22 protein-coding genes are annotated in these 18,556 nt (G+C 68.6%); 8 read left to right on the forward strand and 14 right to left on the reverse strand.

What is annotated here, in order from left to right; genetic code table 11:
- Positions 1-10: 10 nt before the first annotated feature.
- Positions 11-736, reverse strand: a complete 726-nt coding sequence (locus AC3A6X_RS03835; protein WP_487840876.1) for an SCO family protein — start codon at positions 734-736, stop codon at positions 11-13.
- Positions 678-1,403, reverse strand: a complete 726-nt coding sequence (locus tag AC3A6X_RS03840) for an SURF1 family protein (RefSeq protein WP_487841096.1) — start codon at positions 1,401-1,403, stop codon at positions 678-680. Before AC3A6X_RS03840 ends, AC3A6X_RS03835 begins: the two co-directional genes overlap by 59 nt.
- Before the next feature lie 99 nt (positions 1,404-1,502).
- On the opposite strand from AC3A6X_RS03840, the gene AC3A6X_RS03845 reads away from it, so the two are divergent.
- Entirely contained in the window at positions 1,503-1,724 is a 222-nt protein-coding gene (locus AC3A6X_RS03845; RefSeq protein ID WP_487840877.1) for a twin transmembrane helix small protein, read from the forward strand.
- Positions 1,725-1,795: 71 nt separating this feature from the next.
- On the opposite strand, the gene AC3A6X_RS03850 is transcribed toward AC3A6X_RS03845, so the two are convergent.
- The 8 genes from AC3A6X_RS03850 to AC3A6X_RS03885 form a co-directional block, all read right to left on the reverse strand.
- The gene (locus AC3A6X_RS03850; RefSeq protein WP_487840878.1) at positions 1,796-2,677 is read right to left on the reverse strand and encodes a cytochrome c oxidase subunit 3; all 882 of its coding nucleotides are present in this window, start codon (positions 2,675-2,677) and stop codon (positions 1,796-1,798) included.
- A gap of 53 nt (positions 2,678-2,730) precedes the next feature.
- Entirely contained in the window at positions 2,731-2,946 is a 216-nt protein-coding gene (locus AC3A6X_RS03855) for a DUF2970 domain-containing protein (protein ID WP_309968113.1), read from the reverse strand.
- Positions 2,943-3,575 carry a cytochrome c oxidase assembly protein gene (locus AC3A6X_RS03860; RefSeq protein WP_487840879.1) on the reverse strand — a complete coding sequence of 211 codons (633 nt, stop codon included), beginning with the start codon at positions 3,573-3,575 and terminating at the stop codon, positions 2,943-2,945. The genes AC3A6X_RS03855 and AC3A6X_RS03860 overlap by 4 nt, the downstream gene beginning before the upstream one ends.
- A gap of 22 nt (positions 3,576-3,597) precedes the next feature.
- The gene (locus tag AC3A6X_RS03865) at positions 3,598-3,708 is read right to left on the reverse strand and encodes a cytochrome oxidase small assembly protein (protein WP_487840880.1); all 111 of its coding nucleotides are present in this window, start codon (positions 3,706-3,708) and stop codon (positions 3,598-3,600) included.
- Positions 3,709-3,721: 13 nt separating this feature from the next.
- The gene (gene ctaD, locus AC3A6X_RS03870) at positions 3,722-5,362 is read right to left on the reverse strand and encodes a cytochrome c oxidase subunit I (protein WP_487840881.1); all 1,641 of its coding nucleotides are present in this window, start codon (positions 5,360-5,362) and stop codon (positions 3,722-3,724) included.
- Positions 5,363-5,413: 51 nt separating this feature from the next.
- Positions 5,414-6,592, reverse strand: coding sequence for a cytochrome c oxidase subunit II (gene coxB, locus AC3A6X_RS03875; protein ID WP_487840882.1), 1,179 nt, complete (start codon positions 6,590-6,592; stop codon positions 5,414-5,416).
- Between the two features lie 65 nt (positions 6,593-6,657).
- Entirely contained in the window at positions 6,658-7,134 is a 477-nt protein-coding gene (locus AC3A6X_RS03880; RefSeq protein ID WP_487840883.1) for a DUF2244 domain-containing protein, read from the reverse strand.
- 144 nt (positions 7,135-7,278) lie between these two features.
- Positions 7,279-8,196, reverse strand: a complete 918-nt coding sequence (locus AC3A6X_RS03885) for a biotin synthase (RefSeq protein ID WP_487840884.1) — start codon at positions 8,194-8,196, stop codon at positions 7,279-7,281.
- 22 nt (positions 8,197-8,218) lie between these two features.
- Here AC3A6X_RS03885 and AC3A6X_RS03890 point away from each other — a divergent pair, with 22 nt between their 5' ends.
- Together AC3A6X_RS03890 and AC3A6X_RS03895 are read left to right on the forward strand one after the other, a co-directional pair.
- The gene (locus AC3A6X_RS03890) at positions 8,219-8,941 is read left to right on the forward strand and encodes a ComF family protein (RefSeq protein ID WP_487840885.1); all 723 of its coding nucleotides are present in this window, start codon (positions 8,219-8,221) and stop codon (positions 8,939-8,941) included.
- A gap of 14 nt (positions 8,942-8,955) precedes the next feature.
- Entirely contained in the window at positions 8,956-9,417 is a 462-nt protein-coding gene (locus AC3A6X_RS03895; protein ID WP_487840886.1) for a tRNA (cytidine(34)-2'-O)-methyltransferase, read from the forward strand.
- A gap of 16 nt (positions 9,418-9,433) precedes the next feature.
- Here AC3A6X_RS03895 and AC3A6X_RS03900 read toward each other — a convergent pair whose 3' ends face one another.
- From AC3A6X_RS03900 to AC3A6X_RS03910, 3 genes are all read right to left on the reverse strand, one after another.
- On the reverse strand, positions 9,434-10,327 hold the full coding sequence (locus AC3A6X_RS03900) for a LysR family transcriptional regulator (RefSeq protein ID WP_487840887.1): 894 nt from the start codon (positions 10,325-10,327) through the stop codon (positions 9,434-9,436).
- 35 nt (positions 10,328-10,362) lie between these two features.
- Positions 10,363-10,821: a MaoC family dehydratase gene (locus tag AC3A6X_RS03905; RefSeq protein ID WP_487840888.1), complete on the reverse strand. Its 459-nt coding sequence runs from the start codon at positions 10,819-10,821 to the stop codon at positions 10,363-10,365.
- 73 nt (positions 10,822-10,894) lie between these two features.
- Positions 10,895-11,515: a ParA family protein gene (locus tag AC3A6X_RS03910; protein ID WP_487840889.1), complete on the reverse strand. Its 621-nt coding sequence runs from the start codon at positions 11,513-11,515 to the stop codon at positions 10,895-10,897.
- An 83-nt stretch (positions 11,516-11,598) separates the two neighbouring features.
- Here AC3A6X_RS03910 and kefF point away from each other — a divergent pair, with 83 nt between their 5' ends.
- Together kefF and kefC are read left to right on the forward strand one after the other, a co-directional pair.
- Entirely contained in the window at positions 11,599-12,240 is a 642-nt protein-coding gene (gene kefF, locus AC3A6X_RS03915; RefSeq protein ID WP_487840890.1) for a glutathione-regulated potassium-efflux system oxidoreductase KefF, read from the forward strand.
- On the forward strand, positions 12,240-14,090 hold the full coding sequence (gene kefC / locus AC3A6X_RS03920; protein WP_487840891.1) for a glutathione-regulated potassium-efflux system protein KefC: 1,851 nt from the start codon (positions 12,240-12,242) through the stop codon (positions 14,088-14,090). Before kefF ends, kefC begins: the two co-directional genes overlap by 1 nt.
- Positions 14,091-14,115: 25 nt before the next feature.
- On the opposite strand, the gene AC3A6X_RS03925 is transcribed toward kefC, so the two are convergent.
- Complete coding sequence (locus AC3A6X_RS03925) at positions 14,116-14,982, reverse strand: amidohydrolase family protein (protein ID WP_309968149.1); 867 nt, start codon at positions 14,980-14,982, stop codon at positions 14,116-14,118.
- A 116-nt stretch (positions 14,983-15,098) separates the two neighbouring features.
- On the opposite strand from AC3A6X_RS03925, the gene AC3A6X_RS03930 reads away from it, so the two are divergent.
- Genes AC3A6X_RS03930 through AC3A6X_RS03940 form a run of 3 tightly spaced genes read left to right on the forward strand, consistent with a single transcriptional unit; the run spans position 15,099 to position 18,525 of the window.
- Positions 15,099-15,878, forward strand: coding sequence for a crotonase/enoyl-CoA hydratase family protein (locus AC3A6X_RS03930; protein WP_487840892.1), 780 nt, complete (start codon positions 15,099-15,101; stop codon positions 15,876-15,878).
- The gene (locus tag AC3A6X_RS03935; RefSeq protein WP_487840893.1) at positions 15,875-17,743 is read left to right on the forward strand and encodes a feruloyl-CoA synthase; all 1,869 of its coding nucleotides are present in this window, start codon (positions 15,875-15,877) and stop codon (positions 17,741-17,743) included. Before AC3A6X_RS03930 ends, AC3A6X_RS03935 begins: the two co-directional genes overlap by 4 nt.
- Entirely contained in the window at positions 17,740-18,525 is a 786-nt protein-coding gene (locus AC3A6X_RS03940) for an SDR family NAD(P)-dependent oxidoreductase (protein WP_487840894.1), read from the forward strand. The genes AC3A6X_RS03935 and AC3A6X_RS03940 overlap by 4 nt, the downstream gene beginning before the upstream one ends.
- Positions 18,526-18,556: the final 31 nt, after the last annotated feature.

Genomic DNA, 18,556 nt, shown 5'->3' on the forward strand with positions numbered 1-18,556 from the left:
AGTGCCGCGGCTAGCGGCCGGGCTCGTCCCAGGAGGCCGAGGCGCGCAGCAGGCGCTCGAGGTCGCGCTTGGCGCGGGCTGCGCCGGCGGTGTCCATGCGGGCGGGGAAGCGCATCATCCAGTTGCCCATGGGATCGACCACGTAGAAGTGCTCCGCCAGCGCATGGCCGGATTCGGGAGCCAGCCATTGCGCCAGCTGCGCCGGCGGCACGCGCAGCACGGTCGCGCCTTGCAGGCCGTTGTCGAGGCGCGCGGGCACAGGCGCCGTGTCGCTCACCAGCCAGACGCGGTCGAGCCGATCCTTCTCCCGCCCCAGGCTCTCGCGTAGCTGGCGCTGCAGGTAGAGCTGCTGCTCGCACAGCGCATCGCAGCCGGCATCGGCCACTGCGACCAGCAGCCACTGGCCCTTGAGCGTGGAGAGGCGCACCGGCGCGCCTTCACGCGTGGCCGCCATCAGTTCGGGCATGGTGCGCTGCGGGTCGATCAGCTCGCCATAGACGCGCCGCCCCTCGGGCCGGATCACGTAGTAGGTGAAGTACGAGGCGATCACCGGCGCCGCGCAGCACAGCATGACCAGGATCATCTTCCAGCGGCCGAGCACGGTGCGCCGGCCCTCGGCACCATCGAGTGCCTGGCGAGGCGAGGGCATCGAGTGCACCGTCAGCCCGAGCGGCTCGTCAGCCACGGCGGAGGCGGCGCGCGCTGCGGAAGGGGGCGATGAGTTGAAACCAGACATAAAGGATGACGACGAGGGCGGCGAGCCCAAACCACTGGAACGCATAGCCGTAGTGCTTCTCGATGCCCAGCGCCGGGACCGGCCAGTCGCGCTGCAAGCCCTCGGAGGCCGTGCCGGTCTGCAGCAGCGAGACATCGGTCCGCAGGGGCAGCCCGGTCTGGGCGCGGAACGCTTCGAGATCGAGATTCTGCCGGATGGGCGAAGACCCCGGCGCCGCGGCGGGCGGCGGGCTTTCCTTGCCCAGTTCGAGCAGGTGCGCGGGCGGCGGCGCGACCCGGGCGATCAGTTCGACCAGGCCGCTCGGCGTCTCGACCGGGGCGAGCTGCGCGCGGTCGGTGAAATTGCGCTGCACCCAGCCGCGCTGCACCAGCACGGTCTGGTTGCTGCCTTCGATGGCAAAGGGCGTGAGCACGTAGAAGCCGGGCAGCCCATGCATCTGGCGGTTGTCCAGGTAGACCGTGTGCGGCGCCAGCCAGAGCCCGTGCAACCGCACCGGCCGGTGCATGGCGGAAGTCGCCGGGTCGAGCGCGAGGAAGTCATCCTGCTCGAGCGGCGGCAGGGTCTTCTGCGCCTCGATCTGGGTCTGCAGCGCTTCCTTCTGCGCGGCACGCGACAGCTGCCATCGTCCGAGCGAAATCGTCGCTGCGAGCATCACCAGGGCCGCCATGGTGATCAGCCAGAAGCGTCCGCCGCGCGCACGCCGCGCGGCGGGTGCCAAGTCATCGTTCACGCCATGGGCCGGCTGCTGCGGCCGATAATCGGAGTCATGAAATACCTTGTCGCCCTGGCCTTCATCGGCATCCTGGCGAGCCTCGGTGTCGCGCTGTTCTTCATGCTGAGGGATGGGCGCGAGGGCCGCGCCAAGAGCGGCGGGATGGTGCGCGCGCTCACCGTTCGGATCGGGCTCTCGGTGCTTTTGTTTCTGTGCCTGCTGCTGGCCTGGAAGCTCGGCTACATCCAGCCGGGCGGGCTGCCCGTCGGCAAGTAGGTCGTGCTCGTTCCACAGACGCCATGAAAAAAGCGCCTTACGGCGCTTTTTCTTTGTGCCGTCCGGAAAGCTCAAAGCCAGTAGACCAGGAAGTACAGGCCGAGCCACACCACGTCGACGAAGTGCCAGTACCAGGCCGCGCCCTCGAAGCCGAAGTGGCGCTCCGGCGTGAAGTGGCCGCTGCGCAGGCGCAGGGTGATGAACAGCAGCATCAGCATGCCGATGAACACGTGCAGCCCGTGGAAACCGGTCAGCATGAAGAAGGTGGAGCCGTAGGCGCCGGAGCTGAGCTTGAGGTTCAGGTCGGTGTAGAGGTGGTAGTACTCGTAGCCCTGCACGCCGAGGAAGGTGGCGCCCAGCAGCACGGTGAGCCACATGAAGCGGATCGCCTGAGCGCGGTGGTTGGCGCGCAGCGCGTGATGGGCGATGGTCAGCGTGACGCCCGAGCTCAGCAGCAGCGCGGTGTTGATGGTCGGCAGCCAGAAGGGGCCGACGGTCTGGAAGGGCTCGACGATGTCGGCCGGAGAACCGGTCACACCGGCCGCCACGGTCGGCCACACGGCCTTGAAGTCGGGCCACAGCAGGGCATTGTCGAGGCTGCCGAGCGCGGGCAGCGCGTGGGTGCGAGCCCACCACAGCGCGGTGAAGAAGGCGCCGAAGAACATCACCTCGGAGAAGATGAACCAGCTCATGCTCCAGCGGAAGGAGAGGTCCACCTTGTGGCCGTACTGGCCGCTCTCGCTCTCGCCGATGGCGCGGCGGAACCAGACGAAGAGCGTGGCCAGCCACCACACCATGCCCAGCAGCAGCGACCAGGCGCCCCACTGGTGGCCGTTGATCCATTGAGCGGCGCCGAAGATCACGAAGAGCAGGCCGATCGACGCCATTACCGGGTACGGCGACGGCGCGGGCACGAAGTAGTAAGGCGTGGTGCCGTGGGTGCTTGAACTCATATCAGGTCCTGGTTCTCTTCTCTCGATTCAAATCTGTGGGGCACTTGTCTCTGTCAGGGCGCGACGACGAATTTCACCAGCAGGATCAGGCCGACCACGAAGAGCACGGCGGCCACCAGCCCTACGGCCACGACGTGCAGCGGCGTGAGCTTGGCGATGTCTTCCTGGTAGTCGCTGTTCTTGCGCACGCCGAAGAAGCCCCAGGCCACCGCCTTGGCGGTGCGCCACAGGGAGCCTTTCTTGGGCGGCGGTGTCTCGGCCATGATCATGAGCGCGGCCCCGCGGCCGGCGCGGGCACAGCGCTATTGGCGGCCACGGGCGCGGACGGCGTCTTGCCGCCGACCTCGAAGAAGGTGTACGACAGCGTGATCGTCTTGACGTCCTTGGAGATCTTCGGATCGATCACGAATGCGACCGGCCACTGCTTCTTCTCGCCCGCGTCGAGCGTGTACTGGTTGAAGCAGAAGCACTCGAGCTTGTTGAAGTACGGCGCGGCCTGCTGCGGCGCGTAGCTCGGGATGGCCTGCGCGGCCATGCGGCGGTTCTGCACGTTCTGGAACTCGTACATCACCGTGTTGAGCTGGCCCGGATGGACCTGCATCGAGCGCTGCGCAGGCTTGAAGTCCCAGAGGCCGCGCACGTTGGCGTCGAACTCGACCGTGATGGTGCGGCTGGTGTCGACCTGCGTGTTGTCGGGCAGCCGGACGTTCTTGCCGCCGCTGGCGCCGCCCGGCACCTCGAGCTCGGAGAGCGCCAGGATGTTGATGCCGGTCATCTCGCAGATGGCGCGGTACAACGGCACCAGCGCATAGCCGAAGGCGAACATGCCGGCCGCGACCACGGCCAGCTTGCCCACCATGCGGACGTTCTCGCGCCGGATACGTTGACCGATGCCCATGTTCGCTTCGCCTCGTGCCCAGTCAGCGTCCGACCCAGACCATGCGGACGACGAAGCCGATGAAGAACAGCACCGCGATGGAGGCCAGCGTGAGCCCCATGCGCCGGTTGTTCCTCTTCTGTTCAGGCGTCATCGCATGCATCCTCTCAGCCGATCACCTTGGTGGCGGTGGCGTCCAGCTTGGGCGGGGTCTCGAAGGTGTGGAAGGGCGCCGGCGACGGCACTTCCCACTCCAGGCCCTCGGCCGCTTCCCAGGGCTTCTGCGAAGCCCTCTCGCCCTTGCCCATCATCGTGGGCAGCACGATGAAGAAGAAGAAGTAGACCTGCGCCAGGCCGAAGGCGAAGGCGCCGACCGAGGCCAGGGCGTTGAAATCGGCGAACTGCATCGGGTAGTCGGCATAGCGGCGCGGCATGCCGGCCAGGCCCAGGAAGTGCATCGGGAAGAAGGTGATGTTGAAGGAGATCAGCGACCACCAGAAGTGGATCTTGCCGCGCGCCTCGTTGTACATCACGCCGGTCCACTTGGGCACCCAGTAGTAGTAGCCGGCGAACATGGCGTAGAGCGAGCCGGCCACCAGCACGTAGTGGAAGTGGGCGACGACGTAGTAGGTGTCCTGCAGCTGGGTGTCGATCGGCGCGATCGCCAGGATCAGGCCGGTGAAGCCGCCCATGGTGAACACGAAGATGAAGCCCACCGCGAAGAGCATCGGGGTCTCGAAGGTCATCGAGCCCTGCCACATGGTGGCGATCCAGTTGAAGATCTTCACCGCCGTCGGCACCGCGATCAGCATGGTCGCGTACATGAAGAAAAGCTGACCGGTCAACGGCATGCCGGTAGTGAACATGTGGTGCGCCCACACGATGAAGGACAGGATCGCGATCGAGGAGGTCGCATACACCATCGAGGCGTAGCCGAACAGGCGCTTGCGCGAGAAGGCCGGCACGATCTGGCTGATGATGCCGAAAGCCGGCAGGATCATGATGTAGACCTCGGGGTGGCCGAAGAACCAGAAGATGTGCTGGTACATCACCGGATCGCCGCCGCCGGCGGGGCTGAAGAAGCTGGTGCCGAAGTGACGGTCGGTCAGCGTCATCGTGATGGCGCCGGCAAGCACGGGCATCACGGCGATCAGCAGGTAGGCGGTGATGAGCCAGGTCCAGCAGAACATCGGCATCTTCATCAGCGTCATGCCGGGGGCGCGCATGTTGAGGATGGTCACGATGATGTTGATCGAGCCCATGATGGACGAGGCGCCCATGATGTGCATCGCGAAGATGCCGGCGTCCATCGAAGGGCCCATCTGCAGCGTCAGCGGCGCGTAGAGCGTCCAGCCGGCGGCGGGGGCGCCACCCGGCATGAAGAAGGAGCCCACCAGCATCAGGGCCGCGGGGATCAGCAGCCAGAAGCTGAAGTTGTTCATCCGCGCAAAGGCCATGTCGGAGGCGCCGATCTGCATCGGAATCATCCAGTTCGCGAAGCCCACGAAGGCCGGCATGATCGCGCCGAACACCATGATCAGGCCGTGCATGGTGGTGAACTGGTTGAACAGTTCGGGGTTCACGACCTGCAGGCCGGGCTGGAACAGCTCGGCGCGGATCAGCAGCGCGAGCACGCCGCCCACCATCAGCATGGTGAAGGAGAACAGCAGGTAAAGCGTGCCGATGTCCTTGTGGTTGGTGGCGAACACCCAGCGGCGCCAACCGGTCGGCGCGCCGTGGTGGTGATCGTCGTGGGCATGGTCGCCGTGGCCGGGGGCGTGGCCGTGGGGATCGATGACTGCGCTCATTGTGTTATTCCTTGCAAACTCTTCGTCGTGGCGTCGTGGGGCAGCGTCGGCTTACTTGCCGCGCTGCGCCAGCACCTCGGCCGGCTGCACCAGCTGGCCCGTCTTGTTCGACCAGCTGTTCTTGGTGAAGCTCACCACGGCGGCGATGTCGGTGTCGCTCAGCTGCTTCCAGGCGGGCATGGCGCCGTTGTTCGCGCCGTTGAGCACGATGTGGATCTGCTTGTTGTGGTCGGCGTCCACCACGATCGCCGAGCCGTCCAGCGGCTTGATCGGGCCCGCGCCCTTGCCGTTGGCTTGGTGGCAGGCGGCGCAGTTGGCCGCATAGACCTTCTCGCCGCGTGCCAGGATCTCGGGCAGGGTCCAGACCTTGGTCGGGTCGTCCTGCTTGGCCGCCGCCTCCTTGCGCTTGGCATCGACCCAGGCGGTGTAGTCACCCTTCGAAACGACCTTCACGTGGATCGGCATGTAGGCGTGCTCCTTGCCGCAGAGCTCCTGGCACTGGCCGTAGTAGTCGCCCACCTTCTCGGCACGGAACCACGTGTCGCGCACGAAGCCGGGAATGGCGTCCTGCTTGACGCCCAGCTGCGGCACGGCGAAGGCGTGGATCACGTCGTTGGCGGTGGTGATGATGCGGACCTTGGTGTCGACGGGCACCACCATCGGGTTGTCGACCTTCAGCAGGTAGTCGTCCGGCACGTCGCCCTTGGCGCCGGCGTCCGACAAGGCGCGGTGCGAGCTGTCCAATGTGGAGATGAAGGCCAGGCCCTCGCCCTCGCCCTTGATGTAGTCGTAGCCCCACTTCCACTGGTAGCCGGTGGTCTTGATCGTGAGGTCGGCGTTGGTGGTGTCCTTCTGGGCCACCAGCACCTTGGTGGCCGGCAGTGCCATCAGGATCACGATGATGAAGGGCACGATGGTCCAGAGGACTTCGACCACCACCGATTCATGGAAGTTGGCCGCCTTGTGGCCCACCGACTTGCGGTGCTTCCAGATCGAATAGAACATGACCGCGAAGACGGCGATGAAGATCACCGTGCACAGGACCAGCATCACGGTGTGCAGGAAGTGCTGCTCTTCCGCAATCTTGGTGACGCCCACGGGCAGGTTCAGCTGGCGCACCGACGGGCCGCCGGCCAGATCGTTGACTGCATGCGCCGCGCCGCCCCACATCGCGCCGGCCGCCAGCAGCAGATTCGCCGGCCACTTCTTGTTGCACCAATTGCTCTTCATCGTGTTCACTTCTTCAATTTTCAAGTAACCCACCGGTCCCCACGGTGCCGCAGCGCGCCGCGCCTTCAGGCGCCGCGCAATGCCATGCGAATCTCGCGCGCCAGCGCCGCGCGCAGCTCCGGACGCACATAGCGCCCCACCCTGACCGAACGACCCTGTCCCGAGACCTCGATCAGCGACCGATCGCTGAGCTGCGGCTCGACCCGCACCTGGTGCGGCAAGAATTCAGTGCGCTCGTAGTGCCCGCCGTTCTCGAGCTCGACCACCAGCCGGCCACCCTGCAGGGCGATGCGCTCGCCATCGGCGGCGTGGCGCGCATACAGCAGGAAGGCGAAGCCGATGGCGCCCAGCTCGAGCCAGGCGAAGGGCAGCACCAGCAGCGCGCCATGCAGCCAGAAGACGGTTCCGATGCCCAGCGAGATCACGCACAAGGATGCGTAGAGCCAGCCGAGCTGGCTCGGCGTGACCGAGCAGTTGCGCTTCAGGAACCAGTGGATGTTCTGGCCTGAAACGGTGGCAAAACGAAACACGGAATTCGACACGGGCGAGCGAGTTCAGCAAATCGGTGCGTCGATCGCCGTCAAACCCATGTCCGACAGGCCTCGATCACGGGACAATACCCGGAGTTCACGCAACGGCGGATTGTAGCGGGTGATCCGGACGGCTCTGCGGCCCTCGCCTCGGGCTCAGCCACCCGGTCGCCCGCCGCGCTGGAGCATCGAACGCATTTCGCGCAGCGAGACCGCGCTTTCCGCCGCCAGGGCCACGCGCGGCGCCGGTTTGAAGGCATGGCCGTAGATGATCTCGAAGGTCAGGGCGATCCGCCCCGCCCCTTCCGCGGACAGCGCCACGTCGGGCAGCGCGCGGCGCAGGTTGCGGTGCCAGGTCCGCCCGCGCAGCGCGGGAAAGCGCGCCCGATGGAGGTTGCGCCCCAGCGTGCGCAGCTCGGCCAGCGCGGCCTCGGCGCTGGGCCAGGTGAGCACGATGCGCTCCATGTCCATCACCGGCTCCGCGAAGCCGGCATGGACCAGCATGTCGCCCCAGTCGTGCATGTCGGTGAACTCGTGGCTGGCCGGCGGCCAGCCCTGGCGCTCGTACAGCACGCGCAGCTCGCGCACCGTGTCGGGGCCGAAGCAGGAGAACATCAGGAAGCCGTCGGTCGCCACCAGCCGGTGCCAGCGCGCGATCAGGGCCTGCGGATCCGCCGCCATGTGCAGCGCCATGTTGGCCCACAGCAGGTCCACGCCCTCCTCGGGCGGCGCATCGAAGCTCGGGCGCGGGCCCTGCCAGCGCCGAGCGCTCCACCAGGGCGCGGCGAGCGCCTCGCGGGTGGGTGCGAGCAGCGCCGGTTCCGGCTCGAGCACGAAGGAGGCGGCGTCGCGGTAGCGGCGCGCGAGCAGCGCATGTGCCTCAATGCCGCCGCGCAGGGGGGACCAGTCGGCCCAATGGCGCGGCTGGGTCTTGATCCACTGCAGCCGGTCTTCCATGCGCCGGCCGATCTCCTCATGCAGCCAGGGCGAGGTGCCATCGGGCACGAGCCGGCGCCACCGCGCGGCGGCCGCCGCATCGATGGTCGGCGGTCGCTGGGGGGGATCGGTGGCCATGGGGCGCTCAGTATATTGAGGCATGTCCAACCCCTGGCGCGGGCGCCCTTCTCTGCTCTCTTCCCTGCTGGAACGCGTGCCGAGCCAGTGCGCCGTGTGTCGGGCCTGGCCCTCGCGGCCGGTGTGCGACGCCTGCGTGACGCGCTTCGCCCCGCCCGCCGCACGCTGCCTTGGCTGTGCCCTGCCGGTGCCGCAGGGGGTGCCCCGCTGCGGCGAGTGCCTCGCCCACCCGCCGCCGCTGGACGCCTGCCTGGCGGCCTGCGCCTATGCCTGGCCCTGGCCGGACTGCATCGCGCAGTTCAAGTTCCAGGGGCGCGCGGGCTGGGCCGCGCCGCTCGCGACCCTGCTGCGCAGCGCCCCCTGGGTCGAGCCGGCCCTGGAGCAGGCCGACCTGGTGCTGCCGATGCCGCTGGCGCCGGGCCGGCTGCGCGAGCGCGGCTTCAACCAGGCGCTCGAGCTGGCGCGCCGGCTCGCCCCGCAGAAGACCGATGCCCGGCTGCTGCTGCGCACCCGGGAGACCCCGGCGCAAAGCGGCCTCGCGCGCGCCGAGCGGCTGCGCAATCTGCAGGGCGCCTTCGCGCTGGAGCCGCTGCGCGCCGAGACGGTGCGCGGGCGGCGCATCGTGCTGGTGGACGACGTGATGACCAGCGGCGCCTCGCTGTTCTCGGCGGCGCAGGTGCTGCGCACCGGCGGGGCGGCGCACATCACCGCGCTCGTGCTGGCACGGACCGATCCGCCCGCTTGAAGACAATCGGGCCCATGTTCCACATCGTCCTGGTCGAACCCGAGATCCCGCCCAACACCGGCAACGTGATCCGCCTGGCGGCCAACACCGGCTGCACCCTGCACTTGGTTGAGCCGCTGGGCTTCTCGATGGACGACCGGCTGCTGCGGCGCGCCGGCCTCGACTACCACGAGTACGCCGAGGTCCGGCGCCACGGAGGCTGGGAAGCACTGCTGGCCGCCGAGCAACCGTCGCCCGAACGCCTGTTCGCGCTCACCACCCGAGGCACGCGCACCGTCCACGAGGTCGATTTCCGCCCCGGCGACTGGCTGGTCTTCGGCTCCGAGACGCGCGGCCTGGCGCCTGAACTGCGCGAGCGCTTCCCGCCGCCGCAGCGCCTGCGCCTGCCGATGCGCGAAGGCCAGCGCAGCCTGAACCTGTCGAACGCAGTGGCGGTGACGGTGTTCGAGGCGTGGCGGCAGAACGGCTTCGCCTGAAGCGCTCAGCCGCCGCTCAGGAGGCGGCGCCCGGCAAAGGACTGTCCAGAAAATCCAGGAAGGCCCGCGTGCGCGCAGGCATCAGCTTGCGACTGGGGAGCGCCGCACAGATCGTGAATCGGCCGGCGACCCACTCGGGCAGCAGCCGCACCAGCTCGCCGCGGACCAACTGGGGTGCCACCAGCGCGCTGGCCAGCGCAGCAATCCCGGCGCCCTCCAGCGCGGCCTGGCAGAGCAGCTCGAAGCTGGCCGACTGCAGCGCCACCGGCATCTCGACCTCGACCGCCGATGCCGCCCCCTGGCACGGCTGGAGACGCAGGCGGCGCGCGCCGGGAAAGCGCAGGCAGGCATGGTCTGCCAGCTGCTCGGGCCGGCCCGGCACGCCGGTACGGCGCAGGTAGGCGGGCGAAGCACACAGGATGGTCTCGGTACGGGCCAGCGGCCGCACCGCCAGGTTCAGGTCGCAGCCATCTTCCAGCAGCAGCAGGCCCAGGTCGAAGGCGGCCACATGCTGCTGCGGCAGCGGATCGGTCGCGATGTCCAGCGCCAGCCGGGGATGCAGCGCCCGCCACGGCGCGATGCGCGGTGCGAGCACATGGGCCGCGAGCGCCGGCGCCGACACGATGCGCAGCGTGCCCTGCAGCTCGCGCGTGCCGGCGGCCGCCACGGCCTCGGCCTCGTCGATGCCCTGCAGGATGGCGCGCAGGCTCTCCAGGTAGGCCCGGCCCGCCTCGGTGAGGCGGATGCTGCGCGTGCTGCGCTGCATCAGCCGCGCGCCCAGGTGCGCCTCCAGGTCGCCCACCAGCCGGGTGACGGCGGCCGGCGACAGCGCCAGCGCCCGCGCGGCCGCCGCGAAGCCGCCCTCGTCGATCACGCGCTGGAAGACGCGCATGGAAAGCAATCGGTCCATGCCGTCCCTACGCGCCGGCCGGCCCGGCGGATTCGTCAGCGGTAGCGGCGCACCACCGATTCGGCCACACAGGCCGGCTTGGGCGCGCCCTCGAGCTCGATGGTGGTTTCCCAGACCATCTGGACGCCCTCGCCCTCGATCGGCTCGCAGCTCACCAGCTTCATGCGCCCGCGCAGCCGGCCGCCCACCGGCACCGGCGTCATGAAGCGCACGCGGTTGAGCCCGTAGTTCACGCCCATGCGCGACTCGACCACCTCGAAGGCCGTCTCGTAGAAGCGCGGCAGCAGCGACAGGGTCAGGAAGCCATGCGCGATCGGCCCGCCGAAGGGCCCGGCCTTGGCACGCTCCACGTCCACGTGGATCCACTGGTGATCGCCGGTGGCCTCGGCAAACTGGTTGACCTGCTCCTGCGTGACGGTGGTCCAGTCGCTCACCGCGACTTCCTGGCCGACGCAGGCGGCGAGATCCTGAAGGGTCTGGAATGTCTTCTTCATACTTTTCACTGTATCGGGCCGCAAGCGCCGCGGCTGTAGCTGCCGCGACAAGGCGTCTGCGGGTAAACCTCAATCAGGCTTCGAGCCATTGGCGGATGGGCTCCCATTGCTCCAGGTCGCGCTGCACCCGCCCGGGCGCGATGTCGAAGAGCGTCAGCCCCCGCGCGGCCAGCTGCACGTAGTTCTGCGTGTCGCGCAGCTCGCCCAGCACCGGCACGCCCAGCCCGGCGACGAACTCGCGCAGGCGCTCGGCCGCCAGCGTGCGGCCGTCGACGCGCATGCCGACGACGCCGATCTGCGTCTTGCCGAGATGGCGGTTGGCCAGCAGCTTGTCGAGGAAGTCGCGCGTGGCGTAGATGTCGAAGATGCTGGGCTGCAGCGGCACCAGCACCTTGTCGGCCAGCGGCACCACCTCCTTGAGGCGCGAGCCGTGCAGGCCGGCCGGCGTGTCGATCACCGCATGGGTGGTGCCGCGCGGGGGCCGCACCACGTTGCCGTCTTCCGAGGCCTCCCAGGTCCTGATCTCGCGCGCGGCCGGCGTGCGCAGCCCGAGCCACAGGCGCGAAGACTGCTGCCGGTCGATGTCGCCCAGCATCACCGCATGGCCACGGCTCGCGAAGTAGCCCGCAATGTTGGTTGCGAGCGTTGATTTGCCGACCCCACCCTTGGGATTGGCGACCAGGACCACCGGCATGACAGGCTCCTTCCAGGCTGAAGAGACAGGCGCCATGGTAGCCGCGCCCGCCGCCCGTCCGAGTTGCGCTATGTTCGCGGACCATGACCACGACAACCACCGGCCCCGGCAGTTCCGCAGGCGGGATCTACCTGCTCGCCGCCCATCCCCATTGGCGCGATTCGCGCGTCAACTGGCAGCTGCTGCAGGCCGCGCGCAGCCTGCCCGGCGTCGAGGTCAACGACCTCTATGCCAGCTACCCCGACTTCGCGATCGACGTGCAGGCCGAGCAGGCCCGCCTGGCGCGCGCCGAGCTGCTGGTGCTGCTGCACCCGATCCAGTGGTATTCGATGCCCGCGTTGCAAAAGCTCTGGCTCGACGAGGTGCTGAGCTACGGCTGGGCCTACGGCGGCGGCACGGCGCTACAGGGCAAGGACTGCTGGCTGGTCGCCACCACCGGCGGGCCCGAGCGCAGCTACCACCCGCAGAGCTACAACCGCTATTTCTTCGACGCCTTCCTGCCGCCCTACGAGCAGACCGCCGCCCTGTGCGGCATGCGCTTCCTGCCCCCGCTGCTCTTGCACGGCGCGCGCAGCGCCAGCCCCGAGATGCTGGCGGCGCACGTCGAGGTCTTCAGCCAGCGCCTCTCGAGCTACCCCGACTGGCCGGAGATGGAGGACATCGCCGAGTGCGTCGCCTGCGAGGTGCCGGCCACCGACCGGCCGCACGAACCCGAGGAGGCCTGATGGAACACGCACCGGCCTGGCTCGTCAATTCCCTCATCTACCTGGGCGCCGCCGTGCTGGTGGTGCCGCTGTCGAAGGCGCTCGGCCTGGGCTCGATCATCGGCTACCTCGGGGCCGGCATCGTCATCGGCCCCTGGGGCCTGGGGCTCGTGACCAACGTCGTGGACATCCTGCACTTCGCCGAGTTCGGCGTGGTGCTGATGCTGTTCCTGGTCGGCCTCGAGCTGGAGCCCAAGCGCTTGTGGAGCCTGCGCCAGCCGATCTTCGGCTGGGGCTCGGCGCAGGTCCTCGGCTGCGCGGTCGTGCTCTTCCTGGCCGGCTGGGCCGGCGGCGCGAGCTGGCGCGTGGCCCTGGTCGCGGCGCTGGGCCTGGCGCTGTCCTCCACCGCCATCGCGCTGCAGGTGCTGGGCGAGCGCAACCTGCTGCCCACGCCCAGCGGCCAGGCCGGCTTCTCGATCCTGCTGTTCCAGGACGTCGCGGCGATCCCGATCCTCGCGCTGCTGCCCCTGCTGGCCGTCGGTTCCGATACGGGGCCCGCCCTCACGGGAGCCGACCGGGCGCTCGAGGGCCTGAAGATCGTCGCGGTGGTCGGCGGCATCGTGCTGGGCGGCCGGCTGGTGCTGCGCCCCCTGCTGCGCTGGATCGCACGCAGCGACACGCCCGAGATCTTCACCGCCGCCTCGCTGCTGCTGGTGGTGGCGATCGCCGCGCTGATGCAGTTCGTCGGCCTGTCGATGGCGCTCGGCGCCTTCCTCGCCGGCGTGCTGCTGGCCGAGAGCGAGTACCGGCGCGAGCTGGAGACCGACATCGAACCCTTCAAGGGCCTGCTGCTGGGCCTGTTCTTCATCGCGGTCGGCATGAGCATCGACTTCGGCGTCCTGCTCGATCGGCCGGGGCTGATGGCGCTGGTCGTGCTCGGCTTCATGCTGCTCAAGGGTGTCGTGATCTTCACGCTGGCGAAGCTGATGGACCTGCCCTACCAGCAGCGGCCGGTGTTCACACTGCTGCTGGCGCAGGGCGGCGAGTTCGCCTTCGTCGTCTTCCAGGCGGCCGGGCCGCAGGTGCTGCCGGCCGGCGTGGCCTCTTTCCTGATCGGGGCGGTGGCGCTGTCGATGCTCTTGTCGCCGCTGCTGCTGGTGGCGATCGACAAGTGGGTGCTGCCGCGCTACAGCAGCTGCACGCCGGTCGCGATGGAAGAGATCTCCGAGCAGCAAGACGCCAAAGTGCTGATCTGCGGCTTCGGCCGCTACGGCCAGATCCTCGGGCGCATGCTGAGCGCCCAGGGCCTGAAGCTGACCGTGCTCGACCACGACCCCGACACCATCGAGAACCTGCGCGAGTTCGGGTTCCGCGTCTTCTACGGCGACGCGACGCGGCTGGACCTGCTGCGCACCGCGGGCGCCGGCACCGCCAAGGTGTTGGTGGTGGCGGTCGACGACGTGGAGCAGTCGCTCGCCATCGTCGACATGGCGCGCGAGCATTTCCCCAACGCGCGCATCATCGCCCGCGCACGCAACGTGGGGCATCTCTACCAGCTGCTCGACCGCAAGGTGGAATTCATCGAGCGCGAGGTCTTCGAGTCCTCGCTGCGCAGCGCCCGCTCGGTGCTGGAGGGCCTGGGCTGGCCGGCGTACGAGGCGCGCGAGGCCGCGATGCGCTTCCGCCGGCGCAACATCGAGCTCATGCACGAGCTCTATCCCCACTACAAGGATCGCGCCAAGCTGATCGCGGTCTCGAAGGAAGGCCGTCAGCAGTTCCAGGACCAGATTGCGCGCGAGCGCGACGAGCGCAAGCGGCGCTCGGGGGAGGACTGGAATCTGGCGGCGGAAGAGGAGGAGCCCGTTCCGTGAAGGGCCGTCCGCCGCCGCTATCGGCTCAAGCGTCCAGCTTCAGCAGCCGGACCGCGTTGCCCTTCAGAATGCCCGGCATCACCTCGGGCTTGAAACCGGCCTCCTCGAAGTCCTTCATCCAGCGATCCGGCGTGATCAGCGGGTAGTCGCTGCCGAACAGGATGCGGTCCTTCAGCAGCGTGTTGGCGTACTGCACCAGCTGCTTCGGGAAGTACTTCGGGCTCCAGCCCGACAGGTCGATCCAGACATTGGGCTTGTGCGTGGCCACGCTCAGCGCCTCGTCCTGCCAAGGGAAGCTGGGGTGCGCCATGATGATCTGCATGTCGGGGAAGTCGATCGCCACGTCGTCCAGGTGCATCGGGTTGCTGTATTCCAGCCTCAAGCCGCCGCCGCAGCGCATGCCCGAGCCGATGCCGCTGTGGCCGGTGTGGAACACGGCCGGCAGGCCATGCTCGGCGATCACCTCGTAGATCGGCCAGGCCATCTTGTCGTAAGGGTGGTAGCCCTGCACCGTCGGATGGAACTTGAAGCCCTTGACGCCGTACTCCTCGATCAGCCGCCTGGCCTCGCGCGCCCCCATCTTCCCCTTGTGCGGATCGATGCTGGCGAAGGCGATCATGATGTCGCTGTTCTTCTGCGCCGCCTCGGCAATCTCCTCGTTCGGGATGCGGCGCCGGCCCAGGTTCGACTCCGCGTCGACCATGAACATCACCAGGCCGATCTTCCGTTCGCGGTAGTAGTCGATGCTCTCCTGGATCGTCGGACGCCGGCTGGACCTGAAATACTTGTCGGCCGCGCGGTCGTACTCCTCGCCGTAGTTGTCGAAGGGATTCCAGCAGCTCACTTCGGCGTGCGTGTGGGTGTCGATCGCGATCAGGTTGCGGTGGTCCATGGGGCTTGTCTCCAGGCTGCTAGCGACTAAGGGTAAGTCCGGGTGCCGAGCCCGTAGTCTCGGCTTGAATTAGTTATTTTCCATAACCATAATCGATCCTAACCGGGAGCGCAACCATGACCACCATCACCACAGACCTTCAACTCGAAATCCGCGAGGAGATCGCCATCATCCGCCTGACGCGCGCCTCCAAGCGCAATGCGCTGTCGGATTCCCTCATCCTCGCACTGCGCGACACCTTCCAGAACCTGCCTTCCACGGTGCGGGCGGCGGTGATCGACGGCGAGGGCCCGCACTTCTGCGCCGGCCTCGATCTTTCCGAGCTGAAGGAGCGCGATGCCGGCCAGGGCCTGCAGCACTCGCGCCTGTGGCACGCGGCGCTCGACGTCATCCAAAGCGGCCCGGTGCCGGTGATCGCGGCACTGCACGGCGCGGTGGTGGGCGGCGGGCTGGAGCTGGCGAGCGCCTGCCACATCCGCGTGGCCGACAGCACCACCTTCTACGCATTGCCCGAGGGCTCGCGCGGCATCTTCGTCGGCGGCGGCGGCTCGGTGCGCATCCCCAAGCTGATCGGCACCGCGCGCATGATGGACATGATGATGACCGGCCGCGTCTACGACGCCGAGGCCGGCGAACGTGCCGGCTTCGCGCAGTACCTGGTGGCCGAGGGCCGCTCCTTCGGGAAGGCGCTCGAGCTCGCGCAGAAGGTGGCCGGCAATGCGCCCCTGACCAACTACGCGCTGATGCATGCGCTGCCGCGCATCAGCGAGCAGCCGGCCGATCATGGCTTCTTCACCGAAGCGCTGATCTCCGGCATCGTCCAGGCCGCCCCCGAGGCCAAGGAACGCGTGCGCGCCTTTCTCGAAGGCCGCGCCAACAAGGTGACAAAGGAATGAACACCCCGGTCCGCTATCGCCCCCTCGCCTTCGGCGTGACGCGGGCCGTCCTGCGCGAAGGCGCGCCCGGCACGCGCTATCTGCAGGCCGAAGCCCAGCTCGCGCCCTATGCCGAGCGCATGACCGACCGCCTGTGCCACTGGGCCAAGGCCGCGCCCGATCGCACCTTCATCGCCCGCCGCGAGCGCCTGCCCGGCGGCGGCACCGGCGACTGGATTCGCGTGAGCTATGCCGAGGCGCATCGGCAGGCGCGCAGCATCGGCCAGGCCCTGCTCGAGCGCGGCCTGGGCCCCGAGCGCCCGGTCGCGATCCTCAGCGAGAACGGCATCGAGCATGCGCTCATGGCCCTGGGCTGCCTCTATGCCGGCGTGCCCTACTGCCCGGTCTCGCCGCCTTATTCGCTGGTGAGCCAGGACTTCGACAAGCTGCGCCATGTGCTGGACACGCTGACGCCCGGCCTGGTGTTCGCCGCCGACGCCCAGCGCTTCGAGCGCGCCATCAGGGCCACCGTGCCCGCCGACATCGAGCTGGTGCTCGGCGAGGGCGAGATCGAGGGCCGCCCCGCCACCAGCCTCGCACAGCTGGCCGCCACCCCGGCCACCCCCGCCATCGACGCCGCGATGCAGGCCACCGGCCCCGACACCATCACCAAGTTCCTTTTCACCTCGGGCTCGACCAAGCTGCCCAAGGCGGTGATCAACACGCACCGCATGTGGTGCGCCAACCAGCAGCAGCTGCGCCAGTCGATCCCGGCGCTGGGCGAGGAGCCGCCGGTGCTGGTCGACTGGCTGCCCTGGAACCACACCTTCGGCGGCAACCACAACGTGGGCATCGTGCTGGACAACGGCGGCACGCTCTACATCGACGACGGCAAGCCCACCTCCGCCGGCATGGCCGAGACCCTGCGCAACCTGCGCGAGATCGCGCCCACCATCTACTTCAACGTGCCGACCGGCTTCGAGGCCATCGCCAACGCCATGGAACGCGATGCGGTGCTGCGCCGCAACCTGCTGTCGCGCGTGAAGATGTTCTTCTACTCGGGCGCCGCCCTGGCACAGCCGGTGTGGGACAGCCTGCACCGCACGCAGGAGGCCGAGGTCGGCGAGCGCATCGTGATGGGCACCGGCCTGGGCATGACCGAATCGGGCCCCTTCGCGCTCTACGTCACCGGCCCCGAGGTCAAGTCGGGCGACCTGGGGCTGCCGGCGGCCGGCATCGAGATCAAGCTGATCGACACCGAGGGCAAGACGGAGGTGCGCTACCGCGGTCCCAACATCACGCCGGGCTACTGGCGCGCACCCGAGGCCACGGCCGAGGCCTTCGACGAGGAAGGCTTCTTCTGCACCGGCGACGCGGTGAAGTGGATCGACGAGAACAACATCCACCGCGGCCTGCGCTTCGACGGCCGCATCGCGGAAGACTTCAAGCTCGCCACCGGCACCTTCGTGAGCGTGGGTCCGCTGCGCGCCAAGATCATCGCGGCCGGCGCACCCTATGTGCAGGACGCGGTGCTGACCGGGATCAACCTCAAGGAGGTCGGCGCGCTGATCTTCCCGACGCAGAAGGTCCGGGAACTGGCCGGCCTCGCCGCCGATGCCGGCATGCGCGAGGTCGTCGAGAGCGCACCCGTGCAGGCGTACTTCCAGAACGTGCTGGACGAGCTCGCCAAGACCGCCACCGGCAGCGCCAACCGCATCGCGCGCCTGCACCTGGAGCACGAGCCACCCTCGATCGACCGGGGCGAAGTCACCGACAAGGGCTCCATCAACCAGCGCTCCGTGCTCAAGCACCGCGCCGATACCGTGGAGGCCTTCCACGGCGACAGCCTCCCATTCACGCTCAAACCCCAAGGAGACAAGCCATGAAGATCGAAGGACAAGCCGCGCTGGTCACCGGCGGCGCATCGGGACTGGGCGAGGCGACCGCGCGCGAGCTCGCGCGCCTGGGTGCCAAGGTGGCGGTGCTCGATGTCAACGCCGCGCTGGCCGAGAAGGTCGCGCGCGAGATCGGCGAAGAATTCGGCGACGGCTGCGCCGTGGCGTGCCCCTGCGACATCACCAACACCGACAGCGTGAACGCCGCGCTGGACAAGGCCGCCGCCGCGCACGGCCCGGCGCGCATCCTGATGAACGTGGCCGGCATCGGCAGCGCCAAGCGCATCGTCGGCAAGGACGGCAACCCGGCGCCGCTGGAAGACTTCGTGCGCGTGGTCAACGTCAACCTGATCGGTGCCTACAACATCAGCCGCCTCTACGCGGCACAGTGCGCGAAGCTCGACCCGCTGGAAGGCGGCGAGCGCGGCGTGCTGATGTTCACCGCCTCGGTCGCGGCCTTCGACGGCCAGGTCGGCCAGCAGGCCTACAGCGCCTCCAAGGGCGGGCTGGTGGGCATGACACTGCCGATGGCGCGCGACCTCGCGCAGCACGGCATCCGCGTCTGCACCATCGCGCCGGGCCTGTTCGCCACGCCGCTGCTGAAGGAGCTGCCCGAGCCCGTGCAGCAGTCGCTGGCCGCCTCGATCCCCTTCCCGCCGCGCCTGGGCAAGCCCTCGGAGTTCGCCGAGCTGGCCTGCCATTTCGTGACCAACGGCCACCTCAACGGCGAGGTGATCCGCCTCGACGGGGCGCTGCGCATGGCGCCGCGCTGAAACCGAGCATTCGAATTCAACAAGGAGACAT

The sequence above is a fragment of the Variovorax sp. Soil_C_12 genome (genome assembly GCF_057657375.1).